This window comes from Halothiobacillus diazotrophicus (genome assembly GCF_001663815.1).
GTDB lineage: Bacteria > Pseudomonadota > Gammaproteobacteria > Halothiobacillales > Halothiobacillaceae > Halothiobacillus > Halothiobacillus diazotrophicus.
In genome coordinates, this window is sequence record NZ_CP016027.1 from 566540 (window position 1) to 585444 (window position 18905).

The following is an 18905-nucleotide window of genomic DNA, read 5'->3' on the forward strand; positions in this document are numbered from 1 at the left end:
GGCTTGGAATAAGTCCGGGGTGAATCTCGTCATGGTTCATGTACGCCATCTTCGTCTCGCCATCATGAGACTTGGCCCGAGATGGGTTCACGACGCGCCTCGGCTCATTCTTTGACCGGGAGTGCCCGCCAACCGTAACAAAACAGGATAGATTTCTGATGAAAAAGACACTGCTGCTCGCACTGGGTTGCCTGATAAGTTTTTCCGCACATGCGGCCACGACAACGGTTTACGAGAAATCGGCCAAAATGTCGCTCCCGGATGCGGTGGCCCATATGGAAAGTGCATTGAAATCGCACAAGTTCCATGTGGTAACCGAGATTCCGATCAGCAAGATGCTGGCCAAGCACAAGGCGGAAATGGGCGCGAAATACAATCTGAATCACCTTGATGGCATCACGGGTATCGTCTTCTGCAACGGTGGTATTGCCAATGGCGTCAGCAACAAGGATCCGGAACTCCTGGCTGCGTGTCCGCTTCATCTGACGATTATTGAAAAGGATGGCATGGCCACGGCGCTGTTCGTCCGTCCGACTGTAACGGCTAAGGGCAGTGCGGCGGAACCGGTGCTGGCCAAGCTGGAACATATGGTGACAGCGGCGATTGACGCCGGCATGCACTGAGTTCTACGGGCGTTTGTACCGCCCCCTGTTGGGGCGGGATTGTTTCTTCTGTGCTTGGGCAGACGCGTCGTCTGCCTTTTTTCTTGTCTGGGCGCCGGTTTTCCACCTGACGCACAGGCGAGCGTCCCTTTGGGCTGCTACTATATACCAGCCTAACTATCGGTGATTTCGTTGACCTATTTCTGGAGGCCCGGGTGACCACGCAACACATGATGATTCAGAACCCCGATATTCATACGGTGGTGGATGAGACGCAGATTTATCGTGAATTGCTGCCCCTGGAGGGCGCTGACATCATCGAGCTGGGTTGCGGCGCCGCCAAGCATACGCGCACGATTGCCGAAACGGGGCATCCGGCCTCCATTCTGGCCTGCGAAGTCGATACCCGACAGCATGAGAAAAATCTGGCCATTACCGATCTTCCGACGGTCAAGTTTGTCCTGGCTGGGGCTCAGGCCATTCCTGCACCGGATGCCAGTGCCGATATCGTCATGATGTTCAAGTCCCTGCATCACGTACCGATGGATCTCATGGATACGGCATTCAGCGAAATTGCCCGTGTTCTGCGCCCCGGCGGATTGGCGTACATTTCCGAGCCGGTCTATGCCGGTGATTTCAACGAGGTGCTGAGATTATTCAATGACGAGGCCATCGTGCGCCAGGCCGCTTTCGATGCAGTGCGTAGAGCCGTGGACAGAGGCGTCATGGAGCTTGTCGAACAGCGTTTCTTCAATACACCAAACCGGTTTGAGAACTTTGCGGACTTCGAACAGCGCATCATGCAGGTGACCCATTCCGAATTTCGCATTTCACCGGAACTTCATGAGCAAATCCGTCAGCGTTTCGCGGATTTTGTGGGCGCGGACGGCGCCAATTTCGTGATGCCCATTCGCGTCGATCTATTGCGGCGTCCTGCCGTTTAGCGGGCGGGGATCCTGATAATGCGCGCCGATCGTGTGCGCTACCAGTGCGTCCTTTTATCAAGCCTGAAGCTGATGGCAAAGCGCCTCAAGTCCGCTTTCGAGCGCCAGCATCAATGAATCGCGTTCTCGTTGCCAGGCCTTGATGGTTTCCTGGTATCGATCGGATTGCCAGCGGATGACGTCAACGACTTCATCCCGCTGCCCGGCAAAAATGCGTTTGAGCTCCACCGAACAGCGGCCGGAGGTGGATGTCAGCGTCGATTCGAGCGCAGCTACCAGCGGTTCTGCCACGAATCCGGGAATGGACATGCGCAAAACCGCCAGGTCATGCAACGTGCCCAGTCTATTCTGCATCTGTTTCAGCAAGTTAATGAGTTCGGTGGTCCCCGTAAACTTGTTCAGTGGTTCGATCAGGTAACGCAGATGCTTGACATGAATGCGCGCCTGATGGAGTTCGGCATCACTTTGTTGACTCATGTAGCGGATCATCTGGTGCTGAGCTCCGATCTGCATACTGAGCCATACGCCGAAGGCAGGATGTTTTCCCTTACGTGACCGGGGCGCAAGGCCGGTCAACGTCAGGGATTCGGTCTTTGCCTCCATTTGATTGATGCGACGGAGCACCGGTTCGATCAACGGAGAAGGATGCTCAGGCCGTGGTTCACGGTCAGCATGCCAGGACTCCAGCAGGCCTAAAATCACTTCGAGATCACGTGATGGGTTGGTTCCTTGCGCAAAACATCGAAGGTCCATGCGCGCCTGTCTCCGGGTGCGCACCAGTGTCCGGGTCTGATGCACCCAGACGCGCAATCGCCGCAGTTCGACCCGAAAGTCGTGCAGTAAATCTTCTTGTTGGCAGTCATCGGGCGATTGTTCCAGCACATCGGGCTGTTGCCACAGTCGATATGCCTGACGCATGCTGGACTGGGCAAGTTTGAGAATCTGTTCAGCTACGACACCGGCCGGACGGATTACGTCGGCAGGTTCAATCAACGGCAGGCTCATGTTCTGTCCTCAGTTTTGCGCTCTGGTGACGGGGGTGATCACCGATATCGGCTTTCATCCTCCGCCTTCCCTGAACATCATCCGATTCGTGGTTCGTTATCCCTTGTGGCAGCAAGGATAATCCTGCCACAGAAATGTGCGCCATTTGTTAAGATTGCCGGACTTTGGTGGATTGCCGGCAGCAATTTCCCGAACCATGCCCCGTACTTGCTCTATCTCGCCACACTGGATGTTCAATGATCGAAGCCAAATTTCCGCTGCCACTGCTTCTGGCCGCAGAACGTATCGTCAATCAAGCGATCGGTGAGGATGTGTCGGCACGTGACCGAATGGCGACTCTGTCCGGTCTTGTATTCGAAATTCATCTTACGTCCCCGACGCTCAGGCTTTATCTCACACCGACGAGTCTGGGCACCATTCTGATTCGTCGCGATTTCGACGCCATGCCCGATGCACAGATCACCACAAGCGCCATTGGATTGGCACGGCTCGCGACTACCGGCAGCGAGGGGATGGACGCCCTGTTTTCCGGAGACATCCGGATCGATGGGAATCCGCGTGCGGCCGAATCATTTCTGCGCGTGTTGAATGAACTGGACATCGATTTTTTCGGGATCCTGGCTGAGCGTATTGGCGTAGGCCCGGCCGGGTTGCTCGAACGGCGCGCGATGCGCTTCCGAGAAAACTTTACGGATTGGCGTCGGACTCGGCAGATCGAACAGGCTGATTTTCTTGTCTACGAGCGGCAGTTGCTCGTGCCGGCCGACGCGGTGCAGTCCTGGATGGATGAGGTGGATGGCGCGCGGGATCATGTGGATCGCCTCGAGGCGCGGATTCGTTGTCTGACGCAACGCATGACGGAAAGCGCGGAGAATCGGACATGAAGCTTTCCATTCTCTGGCGACTGGTGGTCATTCAATACATTCTGTACCGGCATGGCCTGGACGAGATCGTACTCGGGTTGCCCATTCTGCGTTCCTTCCGGTTCATCAAGTACCTGTCGCCCTGGTACTGGTTATCCAATAATCGCCGACGTTCCCATGGAGAACGACTGGTCCATGCGCTCGAGGATCTGGGGCCCATATTCGTCAAGTTCGGCCAGATGTTGTCGACGCGTCGGGATTTGCTGTCACCGGAATACGCCAACGCCCTGTCTGCGCTTCAGGATCGGGTTCGCCCGTTTCCGGCGGACGAGGCGCGGGCCCGCATCGAACGAGCCCTGGGCATGTCGACGGATACGGCTTTTGCTGCGTTCACGGCCGAACCGTTGGCATCTGCGTCGATTGCTCAAGTCCATGCCGCTACGCTGAAGGACGGCACCGCCGTCATCGTAAAAATCGTACGTCCCGGCGTCGAGGCCAGAATCCGCCAGGATCTCGAAATTCTCTATGCGGTCGCTCGTCTGGCTGAACGCTACTGGGCCGAGGGTCCGCGGCTGCATCCTGTTGAGGTCGTTGGCGAGTTCGAAAAGACCCTGTACGACGAACTTGACCTTGTACGCGAGGCGGCCAATGCCGCCGAATTGAAACGGCACTTCAAGGGATCGCCGCTCCTCTACGTGCCCGAAGTCTATTGGGACCTCTGTCGTCGTGATGTCCTTGTCCAGGAGCGTGTTTTCGGAATACCGATCGCGCAGACAGATCAGCTGCGTGCTGCGCACGTCAACATGAAGGTGTTGGCCGAGCGCGGTGTCGAGGTCTTTTTCACGCAGGTCTTCGACAACAATTTCTTCCATGCGGATATGCATCCCGGGAACATTTTTGTCGATGCCAGTGATCCCGAGCAGCCAAGGTACATGGCCATCGACTTCGGCATCGTCGGTAGTCTGATGCCTGAAGATCAGCGATATCTCGCGGAAAATTTCCATGCGTTCTTCAACCGAGACTACCGTCGTGTTGCTGAATTACATGTCGAATCGGGCTGGGTACCACGCAGTACACGCGTTGAAGAGTTCGAGTCGGCGATCCGGACGGTCTGCGAACCGATTTTCCAGAAGCCGCTACGAGATATCTCGTTCGGGCATTTCCTCCTGCGGCTGTTTCAGGTTGCCCGCCGTTTCGACATGGAGGTTCAGCCCCAGCTTGTTCTCCTTCAGAAAACCCTACTGGCGATCGAGGGCCTGGGTCGTGAACTCTATCCGGACCTCGATCTGTGGGAAACCGCCAAGCCGTTCATCGAGCGTTGGATGCGCGAACGCATCGGCCCCAAAGCCTTTTTGAAGCGATTCAAAAACGAGTTGCCCTTTGCGGTCGAACATTTTGCCGAATTGCCTCGTCTAGCCATTACGGCGCTCAAGCACACCGAGCGACAAACCGAACAAATGGCTGCACAGCAACGCGAATTGCAGGCATTGCGTCTTGAAATGCGCGCACAATCCCGACGCAACCAATTCACCTGGTTGGGCAGCCTGCTGTTGTTGGCTTTCGTGATTTCCGAAGGGGCTGACTTGCTGCATTGGTCCGGCTGGCGTCAATTGTCCCTGCTCGGCTGGGCAACATTCATCAGCGGCCTGGTGTTTACCTATTTCGGCTTCCGGCGGCTTTGACCTTCACGAGTGCCGAATCATGAAACTGTCATCCTGACTCTCTAGGATGCGCCTCGATCTATCGTCAGGATGCGTCTTTCGTATAACCGTAGGGAATTCAGGTCGATCAAATTCATAATTCGACAGGTGAACCATCGTGTCTATACGAAACAAGGTATTGTTTCTTCTCGGAATATCGCTCGCTCTGGCACTGTTCATCAGTGTGCTCTCGCTGACCGGCTCCGATGAGGTGCTGGATCGGGCCATCAAGTTCAACCAATCCACGCAAATCGACATCGATCTCGCCCGTACGTTGGCCAAGGCCACGACAACGATCAAATCGGATCCGATCAATCCCGATACGGGTCCTTTGCTCAAGCAAGTCAATGAGGTCGTGCATGCGAATTTCAAGACAGCCCGCGAGGGACTCACCCCCGGCGAAGCGCCCAAGTTCGCCGCAGCGCTCGATGAAACCGAAAAGCGCTGGGATAGTTACTTCAAGAAAAGCATGAGCTTGTATGATATGGCCTCGACGGACCCGGCGTCGGCCATCGGCATGATCGAAAGTGTCTACGACGCCCAGTTCAAACCGTTTCAGAGCAGTTTCAAACAGACCCTCGATCTGGGGTTGAAGCATGCCGAATCCCTGCAGGCGGATATCAATAGCAGCATTCATCGCCAGCGTCTGATGATTCTATTGCCCCTGGTGATCGTCATGGCAGTACTAATGGTGTTGGCTCTGGCATTCATTCTCTCGCTTAATCGCGCAGTTCAAGGGTTTCAGCTGCACTCCGACCGGCTGAGTGACGGGGATCTCACCACACGGTTTCAGGATGCACGTCGGGATGAGGTCAGCCTGATCGGGCGGGCCGTCAACCGATTCCTCAATCTTTTTGTCGAAACGCTGAACGCTGTGCGTCATGCCGTGACCAAGAGTGATGGTGTTGTTGCGCAGCTACGTGAAATTGTCGACAAGACCGAGCGGAATATCGTCGTTCAAAATCAGGAGACGACGCAGATGGTCACGGCCGTGGAGCAATTGACGGCCAGCTTCCGGCGCGTTGCCGACATGTCGGGGCAAGCCAGTGAAACGGCAGCGCATGGAGAAGGAATCGTCCGGGAGGGCACTTGTAAGGGGCAGGAAACCATATCCGCGCTGCGCTCCATTGACGAAACCGTGGGGCAAACCGGCCAGCTGATGACGCAACTGGATGCCACGATCCACGAGGTCGCTCAGGTGACGCAAGCGATTCAGAGCATCTCCGAGCAGACGACGCTTCTGGCCCTGAATGCGGCCATTGAGGCAGCACGCGCTGGCGAGCAGGGGCGGGGTTTTGCCGTCGTAGCGAGTGAGGTCAAGCAGCTCTCGAATCGCACGAAATCACTCACGATCTCGATCACCGAGACCATAGGCTCTGTCCAGGTCAATACCCGCAATGTCCTCGAGACGCTGGAAACCGTTCGCCTTGCCGTTACCCGTGGTGTGGCGTCGGGGGAAGCGACCGGTGAGTTGCTAGCCGATATCGACCAGGCCATGCATTCCGTTGCCGGTATGCTGCGCGATATCGCGGTTTCCACGGACGAGCAGTCGGCCGTGACCTTGGACATGACCGATCGAATTGAGCGCGTATCGCGTGGTAGCGAGTTGATGCGCACGCAAATGAGTTCCGTTATGTCCGTCATGTCACAGTTGGAGGTTGCCAGTAGCACGCTCCATCAACATTTGGGCGCTTTCACACTCGGACATGAAGACAGGTCAACCGGCGATGGCGCTCACCGGTCCTCGTCGCGCGAATCGATGACCACAGGCTTCATCGCTTCAGGCCAGTGAGGCGATGGTCCGGCGGAATCGAAACAAAGCGAGGGCAAAGAAAATGACTGCAAGGACAGTCATTGTGAGCAACTGTGGCCAGACGGTCGTCAATCCCGCACCGCGATAGAGAACGGCCTGAGTAAACATCACGTAGTGGGTGTCCGGCGCTGCCAGCATGAGATATTGCACGAGTATCGGCATGTTCTCCCGAGGGGTCGATGCACCGGAAAGAACCTGCAGGGGCAACAGCACAAGCATCAGTAGCAGTCCGAACTGCGGCATGGATCGCGCGATGGTTGCCATGAAGATGCCCAAAGAGGCTGTTGCCAGCAACTGCAGGAACGTGCCGAACAGAAACAAAGCCACCGATCCCTCGACCGGTACGGCCAGGAGCCCCTGAATCACGAAGGTCATCGAGAAGGCCACGGCGACAAGAACGACCAACACCATTGACCAGATTTTGGCACTCATGATTTCGAAGGGAGTGACCGGCATCACGAGCAAATGCTCGATGGTGCCGTGCTCACGCTCGCGGATCAGGGCGGCACCGGTCAGCACGATGGCCAGCATCGTGATGTCGCCCACCATCTCCATCACGCCACCAAACAACGATTGGCTCAGCGTCGGATTGAATCGAGCACGAACCGCAAGATCGACGCTCGGAATGGCCGTCTTTCCGTGTCGCGCCATGAATGCGGTCACTTCTTCGTTAATGATGGCCTGTACGTAGCCGCTCCCGGTATACGCCTGATTCATGCGCGTGGCGTCAACGTTAAGCTGGATGCCGGGATTCTTTCCTGCCAGTACGTCTCGTTCGAAACCAGGGGGTATTGTGAGGGCGAAGGTGTATCGCCCCTCATCGAGTCCATGATCCATTTCTGTCGGCGTAGTCAGTACGGGCGGCATGAAATAGGGCGGATAGAGCGCGTCGACGAGCCGGTGGGACAATGGCGACCGATCCTCGTCGACGACGGCAATCGTCGCCCGGCTCAGGGTTTCCGGCATGGCGGTGCCGGCGGCATACACGGCAAGGGTCATCGTGTATACGATCAGGAACATCAGCATGGGGTCACGCCAAAGGCTGCGAAGCTCCTTGATGCCGAGGTTGTAGATGTGTGAGAAGCGCATCTCAACGGGCCTGTTTCTTCAAAAGAAGGACGCACCCCGCGAGCAGAATCGGCGTTGCCAGCATGAGGGGGACGAAGGAGGACCATAAATCACCGAAATCCAGCGCCTTCGAGAATGTGCCGCGCGCCACGATCAGAAAATGAGTCGTCGGATAGATCTCACCGATTATTCTCCCGATGCCCGCCAGGGACGATACCGGATCGATCATGCCCGAGAATTGTACGGCCGGCAGGATGGTCAGCAGGGCCGTCGCGAAAATTGCCGCAATTTGACTCCGCATGAAGGTTGAAAACAGCAATCCCATGCTAGTCGCCGACATCACATACCAGAATGCGCCGAAGCACAGGGCTGCAAAGCTGCCGGTGAAGGGAATACCGAAGAGGCTGATCGCCAGCCAGGTCAACAGCAGGAAATTCAACATGGCCAACACGACATAGGGCAATTGTTTACCTAACAGGAATTCGAGCCGTGTTGTCGGCGTGACATAGAAATTGATGATCGAACCCAATTCCTTTTCACGCACTACGCTCAAGGCGGTCAGCATGGACGGCACCAGCAGAAGTAGTAGGGGAATGACGGCAGGAACCATGGCGATCAAGCTGCGATTGTCGGGGTTGTAGCGAAAGCGTGTTTCGATGTGCATGAGCGGCGTCTCGCTGCCTGCCTGTTTGCTCTGCACGTAGGCGGACAGCCAACTTGCCTGCAAGGCCTGGAGATAGCCCACGACCGTCTCCGCCCTGGGCGGGATTGCCCCATCGACCCAAACGCCTATGGAAACCGGGGTCCCGCGCTTGATGTTCCGCGCAAAATTTGGCGGTATTTCGATGGCAAAACTGATTCTGCCGCTACGCATCCGACGATCGAGATCTTGATAGCTCGTGAGCGGTGGCCGTTCGATGAAGTAGCGGGAACCGGCCAGATTGTTGACGTAACTCTGACTGGTAGTTGTCTGATCGCGATCGAGGACGGCAAAGGTCAGATCACGGACGTCCATGCTGATCCCGTAGCCCATTACGAAAAGCAGGATGACGCTGCCCACCAGTGCCATGACCAGACGAATCGGATCGCGCTGCAATTCGAGCGATTCTCGGCGGGCGTAACTCAGCATACGTTGCCAGACGAACGTTTCTCTTTTTTGGGCGGATTCGGACGGTTCCGGCTGATTCATGAGGGGCGTGAGCATTTCGGCCGCCTCTGAAGTTTGTGATGATTGGGGGGCCAACTCGGATACTTCGGCCTGAAGATGGGCGATGAATGCCTCCTCGAGATTCGGCGCGCCACATGCGGCCACGAGCGCACCCGGCGTATCACTGATCAATACCTTCCCGTCGTGCATCAGCGATATGCGATCGCAGCGGGCCGCTTCGTTCATGAAGTGGGTTGATATAAATATTGTCACGTCATCCTTTCTGGACAGATCGATCATGATCCGCCAGAAGGCGTCACGGGCGAGTGGATCCACCCCGGATGTCGGTTCGTCGAGGATCAGGACATCGGGTTCGTGAATCATCGCGACAGCCAGTGACAGGCGCTGACGCTGGCCGAGTGGTAACGCGTCAGGCAGGCTGTTCACGACATCGTTGAGATCGAAACGGTCCAGCATTCGTTGAACGCGTGCGTCGATCTGCTCCGGGGGTATCTCGAAGAGGCGCGCATGCAAACTGAGATTCTGGCGAACACTCAATTCTGAGTACAAAGAAAATCCCTGAGACATGTATCCGACGCGGCGGCGTGTAGCGAGATCATGGGGATCAACGGGCTTGCCGAAAAGGGCTGCCGACCCGGATGTTGCGGGCAACAACCCCGTAAGCATTTTCATCGTGGTGGTCTTGCCACAACCATTCGATCCGATGAAGCCGAATATCTCGCCGCGTGCAATCCGAAAGCTCACATGATCGACCGCGATGAAATCACCGAAGCGCATAGTCAGATCCTCGGCTTCAATGACGATATCGCTTGCGCCATCGATGGGGCGGGGTGGAATCTCGATTGGACAGTATGCCGCGCCGCGTGCGGACGGTAGCAGCGCAATGAACGCCGCTTCAAGGCTATCCGTACCAGTTTGCTTCATCAGTTCAGCCGGTGAGTCCGCGGCCAGTACTCGGCCGGCATCCATTGCGACCAGCCGATCGAAGTGCGCCGCTTCGTCCATATATGCCGAGGAAACGAGGACGCTGAGGTTGGGGCGGGCAGTCCGGATGCGGGCGATCAGTGTCCAGAATTGCCGACGAGAGAGGGGATCGACTCCGGTGGTCGGTTCGTCGAGGATCAGGAGATCGGGGTCGTGAATCAAGGCACAGCACAGACCCAGTTTCTGCTTCATGCCACCGGATAGCTGTTCGACCGGGCGACGCACAAAGGGACTGAGCCCGGTCCATTGCAGGAGTTCGTCGATTCGGTGCAGACGCTCAACACGCTTCTGGCCGAACAGACGTGCGAAGAAGTCCAGGTTTTCGAATACGGAAAGGGTCGGGTAAAGGTTCTTGCCCAGACCCTGGGGCATATAGGCGATTCGCTGGCAAATCCGGTTGCGGTGGCCAGCGATGTTCATGTCGCCGCCCAATACGGTGACCGTCCCATGCTGGATTTCGCGAACACCGGCTATCAGGGCCATCAGGCTGGATTTGCCCACACCATCCGGTCCAATGAGCCCCACCAGCATTCCGGCAGGGATCTCGAGATCAACGTCGCGAAGCGCGGAAACATCCCCGTACTGAAGGCTGATGCCCTTGGCATCGACCACGATTGCGTGCTGTTCTGTCAGGGCAGTCTGATCGTCAACCATGTGGGCCAAACTGCCTTGGGATCGAGCTGTACATAAGCCATGCCCGGTAGACCGGTCTTGACGTTACGGATGTATTTCTTCAGAAGCGCCGGCGGGATCCGAGCCTTGATCCGAAACATGAGTTTGACGCGCTCTTCCGGGGTTTCTACCGTTTTGGGCGTGAACTGAGCCACGCTGGCGACATAGGAAATGGTCGCCGGAAACACATATTCCGGGGCGGCATCGAGCACGATTCGTGCGTTTGCGCCGATGGCGACGCGACCGGCCTCGGCAGTCGGGAGAAAAAAGGTCATGTAGACGTCGCCGAGATTAACCAGGTTCAGCACCCGACCACCGGCAGGCAGGACTTCACCCGGTTCCGCGACCCGGTACTGGATACGTCCGTCGCATGGCGCCTTGAGCTGACTATCGTCGATGGCAGCCTGTATCCGATCAATCGTCGCCTGTGCCGCTTCGCGCGAGGCCTGTACGCTGATGACCTGCGAGCGCGCGGTTGCGATGGCCGCATTTGCTGCCGCCACTTGGGCCTGTGCGGCAGCCAGAGCCGCTTGCGCCGCCTGATATTGGGCACGATCATCATCCAGGGTCTGTTGCGCGACCATATGTTTCTGCACGAGGGATTCGGTGCGTGCGAGTCGTTTCCGTGTCGCAACGACCGCTGCCGCCTGCTGGGCGACAACGGCGACGGCGGCACGCTGCTCACTTTCACGCTGCGACACCTGATGTTCGGCCGTTTCACGATCGGCCTGGATGCGCGCCAAAGCGGATTCCGCTTCGCGACGTTGCGCCAACAGGGCACGGGTATCCATCGTCGCGAGCAGTTCGCCCTGATGAACGAATTGACCTTCCTGGACGGCAATGCTGTCGATTCGCCCGCCTGCTGTGGTGGCCACGTCCACCTCAACAGCCTCTATCCGGCCATTGCCGCTGGCGAAGCCATGGGGCAGGGTTTCTACCGAGGTTTTTTGCCAGACCCACCACCCGACAATGAGCACCAGGGCGGCAACGACACCGCTACGAACCCACCAGATACTGCGCGATTTGCTATCCACACCACTTTCCTATGTTCCTATGGATCGAGCGCGAAGGCCCTTGAGATGCCCCACGGCATGAGAGCACAGACCGGGTACGGTGTAAATTCGGGCAACTACACAGTGAATGGCATTTAACAGGCAGATCAGGGTATGGCAGTGTCCGTCTGAGATGATCCCGTTTTTCTGGTCCTGTTCTGCTCAGGAACCGACAATGTGTCTTTAGCTGCGTGGAAAACATCGAGAGCGACTGATTATGGTGTACCCGACGCCATTCACGAGCGAACTGCCGCTGAAGTCTGATAAAATTGGAGTGCGTACAACGTCAAATAGGCGTTCTTCTATGGGCATCGTTAGATGCACTTCTGCTTCCTACCCCTGATGCTCAATTCACCCGATACATCCCCGTTGACGATCGCTTCATTCAGCCCCTGGCGGTTCTGCATAGCGCCGATGCTGGATTGGACGGATCGTCATTACCGGTACCTCGCGCGACTGATGACCCGTCATGCCCGCTTGTACACCGAAATGGTGACGACAGGGGCGCTACTGCATGGCGATGTCGAGCGACATCTGCGGTTTTCGGCCATCGAACATCCGGTTGCGCTTCAGTTGGGCGGGAGTGATCCCCGGGCATTGGCCGAAGCCGCACGGATGGGCGAGGAATACGGTTACGACGAAATCAATCTCAATGTGGGCTGCCCGAGCGACCGCGTGCAGAACGGTTCTTTTGGAGCCTGTCTGATGGCCACCCCGGAAGTCGTTGCCGAGGGCATCCTCGCCATGCGGGAAGCCGTGACAATCCCGGTGACCGTAAAGGCACGCATCGGTATCGACCGGAACGACAGCTATGAGGCCTTCCTGCGTTTCGTCGAAATCGTCGCCGAGCAGGGTGGGGCGGACGTCTTCATCATTCATGCGCGCAAGGCGTGGCTGGACGGGCTGTCGCCCAAGGAAAACCGGGAAATTCCGCCGTTGCGCCGGGATTTCGTTCACCGGATTCATCAGGAGCATCCCGAGTTGACCTTCATCGTCAACGGCAAGCTGGAAACCCTGCCCGAGATGCAGCGGGAGCTCGATACACTGCCCGGCGTGATGGTGGGGCGGGCGGCCTACCAGCATATCGACTGGTTGCGTTTCGTTGACCAGGTGTTGTTCGACGATCCCCATCCGATCGTTTCGCGACGTGAAGTCGTCACGTCCTATGCCGCGTATGTCGCGGAAGAAATCGAACGCGGTGTCCCTTTGCATCTCATGACACGGCCCTTGATGACGCTGTTCAACGGTCTGCCTGGCGCCCGACAATTCCGCCGCCATCTCTCCGAGCAGACGCCCCGGCGCCCCGGCGATCCGGCGCTGATCCGGGAAGCGCTGACCTTCCTGCCCGAAGAACCGGAGGGGGAAAGCGCCGAACTCGCCAGTCGCTTGCATGCCGATTCCCTGGACGTGCCTCTGGCTGCCACACAAACGGGTTCCCAGGCCAGAAAAGCAGCCAGATAGGATTCAGGCTTGAAATGCCTGAAAAGCCCCCCATTTTCTGGTATCTTTCACCCCATTTTCGAGGATTCCGGAGTGTTCAGTGGCTACTGATCCATACGACGTTTTGGCCGCTCAATCGTCTGAGCCGGCACCTGCAGCGCCCGTTGAAATCGTGGCACCTGCGGTGCTGCGTAAATTGCATATCAAGACCTGGGGTTGCCAGATGAACGAGTACGATTCGGCCAAGATGGCCGACGTGCTTGGCGCCAACTCGGGTTTCGTGGTGACGGAAGACCCGAGCGAGGCCGATGTTCTGCTGCTCAATACCTGTTCGATTCGGGAAAAGGCTCAGGAAAAAGTGTTTTCCCAACTGGGGTATTGGCGTCCGCTGAAGGAAAAGAACCCCAATCTCATCATCGGCGTCGGCGGCTGCGTGGCCAGTCAGGAAGGGGCGGCAATCCGCACCCGGGCACCGTTCGTCGACATCGTGTTCGGGCCTCAGACCCTGCACCGTCTCCCCGAGATGGTGGCCGAGGTCGAGGCGCAGCGCCAACCGGTCGTCGACATTTCCTTTCCGGAAATCGAGAAGTTCGACAATCTGCCGGCCCCGCGCGCCGAGGGCGTCACGGCGTTCGTCTCCATCATGGAAGGCTGCTCGAAATATTGCAGCTTCTGCGTGGTGCCCTATACACGCGGTGAGGAAATCTCCCGTCCCTTCGACGACGTCATTGCCGAAGTCGCCGAATTGGCGGAGCAGGGTGTGCGCGAGGTCAATCTGCTGGGCCAGAACGTGAATGCCTACCAGGGGTTGATGCACGACGGGCAAATCGCCGATCTGGCCTTGCTGATCGAATTCATCGCTCGGATCGACGGCATCGGGCGCATTCGCTTCACGACGTCGCACCCCGTTGAATTCACCGATCGTCTGATCGAGGCCTACCGCAACGAGCCGAAACTGGCCGCCTTCCTGCACCTGCCGGTACAGGCCGGATCAGACCGGATTCTCGCTCAGATGAAACGCGGTCATACCGCACTGGAATACAAGGCGAAGATGCGCAAGCTGATGGCGGCCCGGCCCGGTATTTCCCTTTCCTCGGACTTCATCGTCGGTTTTCCGGGCGAGACCGAGGCCGATTTCGAAGCCACCATGAAGCTCGTGACGGACATCGGCTTCGACCACTCCTTCAGCTTCATCTACAGCCCGCGCCCCGGCACGCCGGCAGCCAGCCTGCCCAACGATCAGCCTGAATCCGTCAAGAAGGCGCGGCTGCACCGCCTTCAGGCGCAGATTACCGAGCAGGAACAGGCGATCTCCCGCGCCATGGTGGGGACGATCCAGACCATTCTCGTGTCCGGCCCCTCCAAGAAGGATCCGAACGAGCTCGTGGGCAAGACCGAGAACAACCGCAGCGTGATCTTCAAGGCGCGTCCCGAAGTGGTCGGCCTGTTCGTCGACGTGCGTATCACCGAAGTGATGCCCAACTCGCTGCGTGCGGAATTCGTCGGGATCAATCCTCAGGATCTGGCTCGTGCGCAGGCACGGAACCTGGTGGCTGCCTGATGTCGGGAGATGCCACGCGCCTGTCCTTCGAAATGAGCCCGATCGACAACGAACGTCTCTCGAACCTGATCGGTTCTTTCGATGCGCACCTTCGCGTCATCGAGCGACGACTCGGTGTCGAAATCAATCATCGGGGCGGGCAGTTCACCCTCATCGGTTCCGAACTGGCGACCCGGCAGGCTCAAACCGTGCTGACGGACCTCTATCTGCTGAGCGAGAAGGAGTCCATCGACGCCGAGCGGGTCAACCTGTACCTTCAGGCGGCCGGTCTGGACCAGGATGCGCCGGCCGGCGGCGACGAAATCCATATCATCACCTTGCGGGGCGTCGTGCGCGGACGCGGTGCCCGACAGATTCGCTATCTTCAATCGATTGCCCGCCATGACCTCAATTTCGGCATCGGCCCGGCCGGAACCGGCAAGACCTATCTCGCCGTCGCCAGCGCCATCGATGCCCTGGAGCGCGGTGCGGTTCAAAGGATCGTATTGGTCCGCCCAGCCGTCGAGGCCGGGGAGAAACTCGGCTTCCTGCCCGGCGATCTCGCCCAGAAGATCGATCCCTACCTGCGCCCCATGTATGACGCGCTGTACGAGATGCTGGGCTTCGACAAGGTCACAAAGCTCATCGAACGGCAGGTGATCGAGGTAGCGCCGTTGGCATTCATGCGCGGTCGCACCCTGAACGAATCCTTCGTGATCCTCGATGAGGCGCAGAACACCACCATCGAACAGATGAAGATGTTCCTGACCCGCATCGGATTCGGCAGCAAGGCCGTCGTCACCGGCGACGTGACCCAGATCGATCTGCCGCGCGGCGTGACCTCCGGGCTGCGCGACGCCATCGACGTATTGAGCGAGATCGACAATATTGCCTTTACGTTCTTCCAGGCCCGCGACGTCGTTCGCCATCCCCTGGTCATGCGAATCGTCGATGCCTATGACCGTCGGACGACCGGTCAAAGCGAGTCGTCATCCCGATGAACGGAAATTTTCCGCTCGAGGTGCTGGTCGACCGCCAGAAGGCGACCGCATTGCGCTGTCCGTCCCGAGAACGCCTGACAACCTGGGTGGAATCGGCTCTGTTGGGGTTGCCCCTGAAAGGATGCGTCTCGTTGACCATCCGATTTGTCGATGCGGAAGAGGGGCAGGCACTCAACGCGCAGTACCGTCACAAAAACTATGCGACGAATGTGCTTTCATTTCCCTATGACTCCAGCGATCTACCCGAAGAGTTGCTGGCACAGGAACGCTATCTGGGCGATCTCGTCATCTGCGCGCCGGTACTGGTGCGGGAGGCCAAGGCGCAGAAAAAATCCTCGATGGAGCATGCCGCACATCTGGTCATTCATGGCGTCCTGCATCTGTTGGGGCACGATCACGAAACCGAATTGGAAGCCGAAGCGATGGAAGCCCTTGAAATCGTCGCGCTTCGTCGTTTGAATATACGAAATCCCTATGAACCCCCTGAGTGAATCCCTTAGCCAATGGAGATTAAACTGACCATGGACGATGATCCGAGTAGTCCGTCGCGCAGCACTGAACCCGGTTGGTTCAGCCGCCTGCGCAAACAATGGTGCATCAACCAAATACAGACCCGCGACGACATCCTGACCGTCGTCGACAGCGCCGCACGGAACAACGTGATTCCGCACTCCGCCTACGGTCTGATCGATTCCGTACTCCAGTTTCACGAATCGCGTGTGCGGGACATCATGATTCCCCGCGGCCAGATGGACGTGATCGACGCGACGGTCTCCCTGTCCGACATCCTGGCCAAAATCGCGGAAACCGGCCACTCCCGTTATCCCGTCATCCGCGAAAACCGCGATGAGATTGTCGGCGTGCTGCTCGTCAAGGAACTCCTGCACTTCTATTCGGAGCAGCCGGACAAGCCGGAACAGGCGGATTTCGATCTCAGCAAACACATTCGGGCGGCGATGTTCGTCCCGGAAAGCAAGCGCCTCGATGCGTTGCTCGCCGAATTCCGGCTCACGCGCACACACATGGCGATCGTGCTGGATGAGTTCGGTGGCGTAGCCGGTCTGGTGACCATCGAGGATGTGCTGGAGGAAATCGTCGGGGATATCGATGACGAATACGACACGGAGGAGCGGATCAATATCCGGGAACAGGCCTCCCATCGTTTCACCGTGCGCGCACTGACAACCATCGACGAGTTCAACGAACGCTTCAATACGGAATTCCCGGACGACGAGTACGACACGATCGGTGGACTGATTACCCATGAGCTGGGTCATTTGCCTCGTCGGGGCGAAGTCGTCCGTCTGGGCGGATTTGAATTCAAGATTCTCGGTGCGGACAAGCGGCGCCTGCATCTGTTGCTGGTTACCCCCCTGGCCCAATCGGCACCCAGTGGTATCGAAACACCGGAACACGCCGGATGAGGTTGGCGTCCGACGTCCCGAGTCTGCTTCGGTTCCGCTGGCGTCTTTTCTGGGCTTTTCTTGCCGGTGCCGTGCTGCCGGTGGGATTTGCGCCCTTGGATTTTTGGCCCGTCACCATCCTGAGCCCGGCCATTCTGCTGCTCCTGCTGATCGGACAAAGTGCCAAAAGGGGATTCTGGATCGGTTATGCCTTTGCGCTGGGCCAGTTTGGTATCGGTGTGAGTTGGGTCTATCTGAGTCTGACCTTGTTCGGGGGCGCCATTGCCCCGATCGCTGCCTTGATCACCCTGTTGTTCGTGGGCGCCCTTGCTTTGTACGGCGGCCTCACCACCTGGCTCGCTGTACGGGCGGGTGGTATTGATTCACACCAACCTGTCTCAGGACGCGCCTTCCTTTGGCTATCGATGGCTTTCATCGGTAGCTGGGCGTTTGTTGAATGGCTGCGTGGGTGGATACTGAGTGGCTTTCCGTGGCTCGATCTGGGCGTGGCACAGGTTGCCAGCCCGCTGGGTGGCTACTTGCCGCTGTTTGGGGAATACGGTGTCACGCTGATCGTGCTGTCCCTGTCCGTGCTGTTGGCCTGGATAGGGCTTGAACTGAGGCGACGTTCGGGGCTAGGTCCCCAGATCGGCGTCTGGGTTTCTGTGGCCGGGGTGGTCGCGATCCTGCTCGCGGGGATGGGGCTGGGACGAATTCAGTGGACGCAACCGGTTGGACAGCCGCTTCTCGTGGGCGTCGCCCAGGCCAATGTCCCTCAGATGCAGAAGTTCGATCCGGCCTTCCTCAACCAGACCTTGCATACGTATCTCGCACTGTCCGACGGAATTGGTGCGGCAGATCTCGTCATCTGGCCCGAAACGGCAATTCCCGACGTACTCTCGGATCTCGACTGGTTCCGTCAGATATTGGATCAGCGCGCCCGTGATACAGGGGTCGATTATCTGGTCGGAACCTTTACACAGGATCGTGACGGCCATTACTTCAACAGTCTGGTCGGCATTCCCGGGCGAATCGGCAGCCACAGCAAGGCACACCTCGTGCCGTTCAGCGAATACATGCCGCTGCGTCCCCTGATGGATTTGTTCTCGGGCCTGATCGACATACCGATGTCCGACCTCACACCCGGCGCTGTCGATCAGCCGCTCCCCGTGGTGAAGGGCGTTCGGATCGGCCCATCGATCTGCTACGAAGCCGACTTCGCCCGCGATATCCGCCATGATTTGCCCGATGCCGGCATTCTGGTGAATGTCTCCAACGATTCCTGGTTCGGCGACAGCCTGGCTCCGCATCAGAACCTGCAAATGGCCGCCGTACGTGCCCGCGAATTCGGCCGCCCTCTGGTTCGAGCGACCAACACCGGCATCTCCGCCTTTATCGATGCGCGTGGACGCCCCTACGAGACGCTGGGCGTCGATCGACAGGGGTTTCTCAAAGCCGATGTTCAGCCCTACCAGGGCACCACCCCCTTCTATCATCTACAGTCCTGGCCGATTATTCTGCTGTCAGTCCTTCTGTGGGGCGGTGCGGGGTTGCTGCGGCGACGCAACCCGTACCGGGATTGAACCTGGCGGCTGCCCGGGCCTCAAAGATGAGATTGTGTCGTCCCACTGAATTGAGTGAAAAGAACTA

15 protein-coding genes are annotated in these 18905 nt (G+C 58.0%); 11 read left to right on the forward strand and 4 right to left on the reverse strand.

What is annotated here, in order from left to right; all coding sequences use genetic code 11:
- The first annotated feature begins 158 nt into the window (after positions 1–158).
- Both A9404_RS02600 and A9404_RS02605 read left to right on the forward strand, forming a co-directional pair.
- Positions 159–623, forward strand: coding sequence for a DUF302 domain-containing protein (locus A9404_RS02600; protein WP_066098399.1), 465 nt, complete (start codon positions 159–161; stop codon positions 621–623).
- 194 nt (positions 624–817) lie between these two features.
- Positions 818–1546 carry a class I SAM-dependent methyltransferase gene (locus A9404_RS02605; protein ID WP_066098401.1) on the forward strand — a complete coding sequence of 243 codons (729 nt, stop codon included), beginning with the start codon at positions 818–820 and terminating at the stop codon, positions 1544–1546.
- Positions 1547–1603: 57 nt separating this feature from the next.
- On the opposite strand, the gene A9404_RS02610 is transcribed toward A9404_RS02605, so the two are convergent.
- On the reverse strand, positions 1604–2551 hold the full coding sequence (locus A9404_RS02610; protein WP_066098403.1) for a CHAD domain-containing protein: 948 nt from the start codon (positions 2549–2551) through the stop codon (positions 1604–1606).
- A gap of 236 nt (positions 2552–2787) precedes the next feature.
- Between A9404_RS02610 and A9404_RS02615 the strand changes: the two genes are divergently transcribed.
- The 3 genes from A9404_RS02615 to A9404_RS02625 all read left to right on the forward strand — a co-directional run bounded on the left by A9404_RS02615 (position 2788) and on the right by A9404_RS02625 (position 6906).
- Positions 2788–3435 (forward strand): ubiquinone biosynthesis accessory factor UbiJ, encoded by a 648-nt coding sequence (locus A9404_RS02615; RefSeq protein WP_066098405.1) that lies wholly within the window; start codon positions 2788–2790, stop codon positions 3433–3435.
- Complete coding sequence (gene ubiB, locus A9404_RS02620) at positions 3432–5096, forward strand: ubiquinone biosynthesis regulatory protein kinase UbiB (protein ID WP_066098407.1); 1665 nt, start codon at positions 3432–3434, stop codon at positions 5094–5096. Before A9404_RS02615 ends, ubiB begins: the two co-directional genes overlap by 4 nt.
- 136 nt (positions 5097–5232) lie before the next feature.
- On the forward strand, positions 5233–6906 hold the full coding sequence (locus A9404_RS02625; protein ID WP_156521210.1) for a methyl-accepting chemotaxis protein: 1674 nt from the start codon (positions 5233–5235) through the stop codon (positions 6904–6906).
- Here A9404_RS02625 and A9404_RS02630 read toward each other — a convergent pair.
- From A9404_RS02630 to A9404_RS02640, 3 genes are read right to left on the reverse strand one after another with little or no spacing between them, the layout of a single operon-like run.
- Positions 6895–8016 carry an ABC transporter permease gene (locus A9404_RS02630; protein WP_066098412.1) on the reverse strand — a complete coding sequence of 374 codons (1122 nt, stop codon included), beginning with the start codon at positions 8014–8016 and terminating at the stop codon, positions 6895–6897. The genes A9404_RS02625 and A9404_RS02630 overlap by 12 nt on opposite strands.
- 1 nt (position 8017) lies before the next feature.
- The gene (rbbA, locus tag A9404_RS02635) at positions 8018–10801 is read right to left on the reverse strand and encodes a ribosome-associated ATPase/putative transporter RbbA (protein WP_066098414.1); all 2784 of its coding nucleotides are present in this window, start codon (positions 10799–10801) and stop codon (positions 8018–8020) included.
- Complete coding sequence (locus A9404_RS02640) at positions 10777–11853, reverse strand: HlyD family secretion protein (protein WP_066098415.1); 1077 nt, start codon at positions 11851–11853, stop codon at positions 10777–10779. The genes rbbA and A9404_RS02640 overlap by 25 nt, the downstream gene beginning before the upstream one ends.
- A gap of 360 nt (positions 11854–12213) precedes the next feature.
- Between A9404_RS02640 and dusA the strand changes: the two genes are divergently transcribed.
- The 6 genes from dusA (at position 12214) to lnt (ending at position 18838) form a co-directional block, all read left to right on the forward strand.
- Entirely contained in the window at positions 12214–13332 is a 1119-nt protein-coding gene (gene dusA, locus A9404_RS02645) for a tRNA dihydrouridine(20/20a) synthase DusA (protein ID WP_082923000.1), read from the forward strand.
- A gap of 163 nt (positions 13333–13495) precedes the next feature.
- Entirely contained in the window at positions 13496–14872 is a 1377-nt protein-coding gene (gene miaB, locus A9404_RS02650) for a tRNA (N6-isopentenyl adenosine(37)-C2)-methylthiotransferase MiaB (RefSeq protein WP_066098417.1), read from the forward strand.
- Complete coding sequence (locus A9404_RS02655) at positions 14872–15852, forward strand: PhoH family protein (protein ID WP_066098419.1); 981 nt, start codon at positions 14872–14874, stop codon at positions 15850–15852. The genes miaB and A9404_RS02655 overlap by 1 nt, the downstream gene beginning before the upstream one ends.
- Positions 15849–16343 carry an rRNA maturation RNase YbeY gene (gene ybeY / locus A9404_RS02660; protein ID WP_066098421.1) on the forward strand — a complete coding sequence of 165 codons (495 nt, stop codon included), beginning with the start codon at positions 15849–15851 and terminating at the stop codon, positions 16341–16343. Before A9404_RS02655 ends, ybeY begins: the two co-directional genes overlap by 4 nt.
- Before the next feature lie 30 nt (positions 16344–16373).
- The gene (locus A9404_RS02665; RefSeq protein ID WP_066102656.1) at positions 16374–17276 is read left to right on the forward strand and encodes an HlyC/CorC family transporter; all 903 of its coding nucleotides are present in this window, start codon (positions 16374–16376) and stop codon (positions 17274–17276) included.
- A complete protein-coding gene (gene lnt, locus A9404_RS02670) occupies positions 17273–18838 on the forward strand; it encodes an apolipoprotein N-acyltransferase (protein WP_066098423.1) in 1566 nt (521 codons plus the stop codon). The genes A9404_RS02665 and lnt overlap by 4 nt, the downstream gene beginning before the upstream one ends.
- The last annotated feature ends 67 nt before the right edge of the window (positions 18839–18905 follow it).

Coding starts and splice junctions, on each gene's coding strand:
- lnt (WP_066098423.1), top strand. CDS start 17,273: ATGAGGTTGGCGTCCGACGTCCCGAGTCTGCTTCGGTTCCGCTGGCGT.
- dusA (WP_082923000.1), top strand. CDS start 12,214: ATGCTCAATTCACCCGATACATCCCCGTTGACGATCGCTTCATTCAGC.
- ubiB (WP_066098407.1), top strand. CDS start 3,432: ATGAAGCTTTCCATTCTCTGGCGACTGGTGGTCATTCAATACATTCTG.
- ybeY (WP_066098421.1), top strand. CDS start 15,849: ATGAACGGAAATTTTCCGCTCGAGGTGCTGGTCGACCGCCAGAAGGCG.
- A9404_RS02630 (WP_066098412.1), bottom strand. CDS start 8,016: ATGCGCTTCTCACACATCTACAACCTCGGCATCAAGGAGCTTCGCAGC.
- A9404_RS02610 (WP_066098403.1), bottom strand. CDS start 2,551: ATGAGCCTGCCGTTGATTGAACCTGCCGACGTAATCCGTCCGGCCGGT.
- A9404_RS02600 (WP_066098399.1), top strand. CDS start 159: ATGAAAAAGACACTGCTGCTCGCACTGGGTTGCCTGATAAGTTTTTCC.
- A9404_RS02655 (WP_066098419.1), top strand. CDS start 14,872: ATGTCGGGAGATGCCACGCGCCTGTCCTTCGAAATGAGCCCGATCGAC.
- A9404_RS02665 (WP_066102656.1), top strand. CDS start 16,374: ATGGACGATGATCCGAGTAGTCCGTCGCGCAGCACTGAACCCGGTTGG.
- A9404_RS02615 (WP_066098405.1), top strand. CDS start 2,788: ATGATCGAAGCCAAATTTCCGCTGCCACTGCTTCTGGCCGCAGAACGT.
- rbbA (WP_066098414.1), bottom strand. CDS start 10,801: ATGGTTGACGATCAGACTGCCCTGACAGAACAGCACGCAATCGTGGTC.